5 protein-coding genes are annotated in these 4,591 nt (G+C 66.0%); all 5 read left to right on the forward strand.

The features are described 5' to 3' along the window. Positions 1 to 1,046, forward strand: a 1,046-nt coding sequence (locus ELR45_RS03545) for a sulfatase-like hydrolase/transferase (RefSeq protein WP_205855812.1), incomplete at its 5' end; no start/stop codon positions are given. Beyond that, positions 1,043 to 2,263 (forward strand): class I SAM-dependent methyltransferase, encoded by a 1,221-nt coding sequence (locus ELR45_RS03550; RefSeq protein WP_129663549.1) that lies wholly within the window; start codon positions 1,043 to 1,045, stop codon positions 2,261 to 2,263. The genes ELR45_RS03545 and ELR45_RS03550, both read left to right, overlap by 4 nt. Further along, the gene (locus tag ELR45_RS03555; protein WP_276320636.1) at positions 2,260 to 3,234 is read left to right on the forward strand and encodes a formylglycine-generating enzyme family protein; all 975 of its coding nucleotides are present in this window, start codon (positions 2,260 to 2,262) and stop codon (positions 3,232 to 3,234) included. Before ELR45_RS03550 ends, ELR45_RS03555 begins: the two co-directional genes overlap by 4 nt. Positions 3,235 to 3,284: 50 nt before the next feature. Continuing rightward, entirely contained in the window at positions 3,285 to 4,202 is a 918-nt protein-coding gene (locus ELR45_RS03560) for an HAD family hydrolase (protein ID WP_129663551.1), read from the forward strand. 158 nt (positions 4,203 to 4,360) lie between these two features. Further along, the coding region (locus ELR45_RS36680) for an AAA family ATPase (protein WP_205855814.1) at positions 4,361 to 4,591 on the forward strand (231 nt) is incomplete at its 3' end.

Consider the following 4,591-nt stretch of genomic DNA (forward strand, 5'->3'; position numbering starts at 1 on the left):
ACTTCCACGACCGATTCGGGCCACGCGGAGTCATCAAGTCATGGGCCAACCCCGATGGCACACAGCGCATCGAGGACTCCGGTCCGCTGACGAAGAAGCGGATGGAGACCTGCGACGAAGAGTTCCGCGACGCGGCGGTCGACTACATCCGCCGTCAACACGAGGCGGACACGCCGTTCTTCGTCTGGTTCAACACCACCCACATGCATTTCCGCACGCATACCCGGCCCGAGGATGAGGGGCGCTCTGGCCGCTGGCAGTCCGAGTACCACGACACGATGCTGTACCACGACGAGATCGTCGGCCAGGTGCTCGACGTCCTCGATGAGCTGGACATCGCTGACAACACCATCGTCATCTACTCCACCGACAACGGGCCGCACATGAACTCATGGCCCGACGCCGGGATGACCCCGTTCCGCAACGAGAAGGACTCCAACTGGGAGGGCGCGTACCGGGTTCCCGCGATGGCGCGCTGGCCGGGCAAGATTCCCGCAGGGACGGTGCTCAACGGCATCGTCAGCCATAACGACTGGTTCGTCACCCTCCTGGCCGCGGCCGGCAACCCCGACATCGCAGAGCAGCTCAGACAGGGCACCGAGCTGAACGGCACGCGGTACCACGTCCATCTCGACGGTCACGACCAGTTGCCGTACATCACCGGCGAGGTTGACGAGAGCCCGCGCAGGGACTTCTTCTATGTCTCCGACGACGGTGACCTGACCGCGTTAAGGTTCGAGAACTGGAAGATCGTTTTTCTCGAGCAGCGGGCGCCGGGCACCCTGCAAGTCTGGGTTGAGCCGTACACCGAGCTACGTGTGCCGAAGATCTTCAACCTGCGAACCGACCCGTTCGAGCGTGCCGACGTCACCTCGAACACGTACTACGACTGGCTGATCAGCCACGCCTTTCTCCTCGTGCCGGCTCAGATGTATGTGGCCGAGATGCTGCAGACACTCAAGGAGTTCCCGCCCCGCCAGGAACCGGCGTCGTTCAGCATCGACAAGGTGATGGAGAAGCTCCGCGCCGGCATGAGCAGCTCATGACCACCGTCGCGGTGGGCTATCTCCACGACGACCCGGTCGCGGAGTTCTACGACCGTCATCCCTACCCGCCTCCGGTCGCGCACTTTGACGCACAGACCGCTGGTGAGCACGACTCGTACGCCGAGCGCGTCGAGCACCACCGGGTGTGGCCCGAGCGCGCCCCGGACTCCGTGACCACCGTGCTCATCGCCGGATGTGGCACGTCGCAGGCCGTTCACCACGCTGTGCGGCGACCTTCGGCCCGCGTCGTCGCGGTCGATGTCAGCGCGGCCGCGGTCTGGCACACCCGCGAGCTTGCCACCCGTCATGGCGTCACCAATCTCGTGGCGCATCGGCTGCCGGTGGAGCGGGTGCACGAGCTGGGACAGCGGTTCGATCACGTCGTGTGCACCGGGGTGCTTCATCACCTCGCCGATCCGGCTCTCGGCTTGTCACGCCTGAGCGAGGTCCTCGCTCCCGGAGGCGCGCTCACCCTGATGGTGTACGCCCGCTACGGCCGGACCGGCGTGTCCCTGCTGCAGGAGTACTGCCGCCGGCTCGGGATCACGTCGTCGGAGGATGAGCTGGCCGATCTGGTCGCCACGCTGCGGGAGATCCCGCTCGGCCACCCGCTCAGCCGGCTACTCCGCGAGAGCCGCGATTTCTACAACGACGACGCGCTCGCCGACGCGCTGCTCAACCCGCGCGAGCGCGCGTACTCCGTGCCCGAAACGTTCGACCTTCTTGCTCACGCAGGCCTGCGCTTCGGCCGGTGGGTTCACCAGGCGCCGTATCTGCCCGGCTGCGGGTCGGTCGGCGAGACGCCGCATGCCGCTCGCATCGCCGCGCTCCCCCTCGCCGACCAGTTCGCCGCGGTCGAACTGTTCCGCGGCACGATCACTCGGCACGCGATGGTCGCCTACGCAGCGACCGACCCGCTGTCCGGGCACCTCGACTTCTCCGATCCGGACCTCCGCCGATGGCGACCGATCCGGGTACCCAGCGCGACTGTCGTCGAGGAGCGCACACCGCCGGGAGCCGCCGCGGCACTGTTGAACCGTGCCCACACCTGCACCGACCTCGTCATGTTCGTCACTGTCTCGGAACTCGAGATGTTCCGTCGGATCGACGGGGAGCGAAGCATCAGCGACCTGGGCGCCGAAGCCATGCCATTCGTTGAGCGTCTGTTCCGGCACGACCTTGTCGTGATCGACGCTTCTGGTGAGGTGCGACCGTGAGTTCCACGATCACGGACCTTCACGACGTCGTCCGGGTCGACGGCGGCGAGTTCATGATGGGGTCGAACCACCATTACCCCGAGGAGTCGCCGGCCCACCGGGTGCGGGTCGATTCTTTCGGGATCGACCGCTACCAGGTGACAAACCGGCAGTTCGCCGACTTTGTACGGGCCACGGGGTACGTCACGGTAGCCGAGCGGCCGCTCGACCCGGCGGACTTCCCCGGCGCGCCACCGCAGAACCTGGTCCCGGGTTCGCTCGTGTTCACGCCGACGCCCGGGGCCGTCGATCTCCGCCACCTGAGCCAATGGTGGACCTGGATGCCTGGCGCATGCTGGTCCCGGCCGGAAGGCCCCGGGACCGGCCTCGCTGATCGGGACGACCACCCCGTCGTGCACATCGCGCACGAGGACGCGGCCACGTACGCGGCGTGGGCCGGCGCCCGCCTCCCCACAGAGGCCGAATGGGAGTTCGCAGCCCGCGGCGGACTCGACGGGGCAGCGTTCACCTGGGGCGACCAGGCGCGCCCTGACGGCCGGATCATGGCCAACACCTGGGACGGGCCAGACTTCCCCTGGCGCTCGACCGGAGAATCCGGCTGGCTGCGGACCGCTCCGGTCGGCACCTTTCCCGCCAACGGGTTCGGCCTGTTCGACATGGCTGGAAACGCCTGGGAATGGACCGATGACTGGTGGACGAGCAAACATCCTGAGGACGCCATCAAGCCCTGCTGCATTCCGTCCAACCCACGCGGTGGCGACATCGAGGGCAGCTACGACCGTGTTCAACCTCAGTTCCGGGTGCCCCGCAAGGTGATCAAAGGGGGCTCGCATCTCTGCGCCGATAGCTACTGCCTGCGGTACCGGCCGGCGGCACGGCGGCCGCAGATGGTCGACACCGGGACGAGCCACGTCGGATTTCGCTGCGCATGGACGACCCTGGACGACCGCGGAGCAGCTGAGGCCCACTGAATCGATCTCGACCCGCATCGTCTCGATGCCGCACGGAGGAGGATGCACCGGTGACCGAGGAACGACTTCCCTCTTGGCGCCCCGGGGCGGCACGGAACACCATCCTCGAGTATCTCGATGGAATCGGCGATGTCCCCGTTGAGGATCGGGTCGCCTACATCGACAACGACGGCACCATGTGGTGCGAACGGCCACACTACGTACAGCTCGACTTCTTCGTCGACGTGCTGCGTCAACGATCATCGCACGACCCGTCGCTCGCCGGGCGCAGCGAACTCGCCGCCGTGCTGAACAACGATACGGAGGCGATGGACGAGATGGGGCTGGAGAGGATCGCCATCGCGCTCGCCGGGCTGTTCGACGGTCAGACCCCTGGAGAGTTCGCCTCCGCCGTGGACACGTTCATCGGCCGCTACCGGCACCCGACCTTTAATACACCGGTCCGATCACTCGTGTACCAGCCGATGCTGGAACTGCTCGACGAGCTCCGCAGACGCGACTTCACGGTCGGCATCGTGTCCGGTGGCGGCACCGAGTTCGTCCGCTGCGTCAGCCCGTCCCTCTACGGTGTGCCCCCGGAACTGGTGGTCGGGACGTTGATCGGCTACCAGTTCGCCCGCTGCGATCACGACCGTCCGCTGCTGAGGCGCACCGTGTCGCTCATGGGAAAGGCGAACGAAGGTGCAGCCAAAGTCGAGCACATTCAGGCCCAGCTGGGTCGAGCACCGATCGTCGCGGCCGGCAACTCCGCCGGAGACCGGGAGATGCTCGAATGGGCCAACGCCGGCCCGCACCCGGGCCTGGCGATCCTGATCGACCACGACGACGCCGAACGCGAATTCGCCTACGAGAGTCGCGCCGCAACGTTCGACGAAACCGAGCCGATCACCACCATCGCGGACCGGCTCGGATGGACGACGGTCAGCATGGCCGGCGACTGGACGACAGTGTTCCCTCCTCCCTCTTGACGGATGGCGACATATCGCCTACTCGCCCGAGAGGATCTCGATTTCGCAAGGTAGGGATCCATTGGAGGCACGTACCTGTAACTTAGATTGCTCCTTACTTAGCTTGCTCCTTACTTAGATCGCTGCTAACTTTGAACGCATCTACGTTAGGAGCAAGAATGGACAGACGACCTTTCGTAGGCAGGTCTCGCGAGTTGGCGTCGCTGCGGCAGCGGCTGGACTTGGTGGCGTCCGATGGTAGCGGCGTAGCAGTAGCCATCCGCGGCCGACGGCAAGTCGGGAAGTCACGTCTTGTTGAGCGGTTCTGCCAGGATGCCGGCCTGCCATACATGTACTTTCAGGCGAGCCGTGGCGTATCCCCTGCCGAGTCGCTAGGCGACTTCCTCGAG

The sequence above is a fragment of the Phytoactinopolyspora endophytica genome (assembly GCF_004138495.1).
Taxonomy (GTDB): Bacteria; Actinomycetota; Actinomycetes; order Jiangellales; family Jiangellaceae; genus Phytoactinopolyspora; species Phytoactinopolyspora endophytica.

Coding starts and splice junctions, on each gene's coding strand:
- ELR45_RS03550 (WP_129663549.1), top strand. CDS start 1,043: ATGACCACCGTCGCGGTGGGCTATCTCCACGACGACCCGGTCGCGGAG.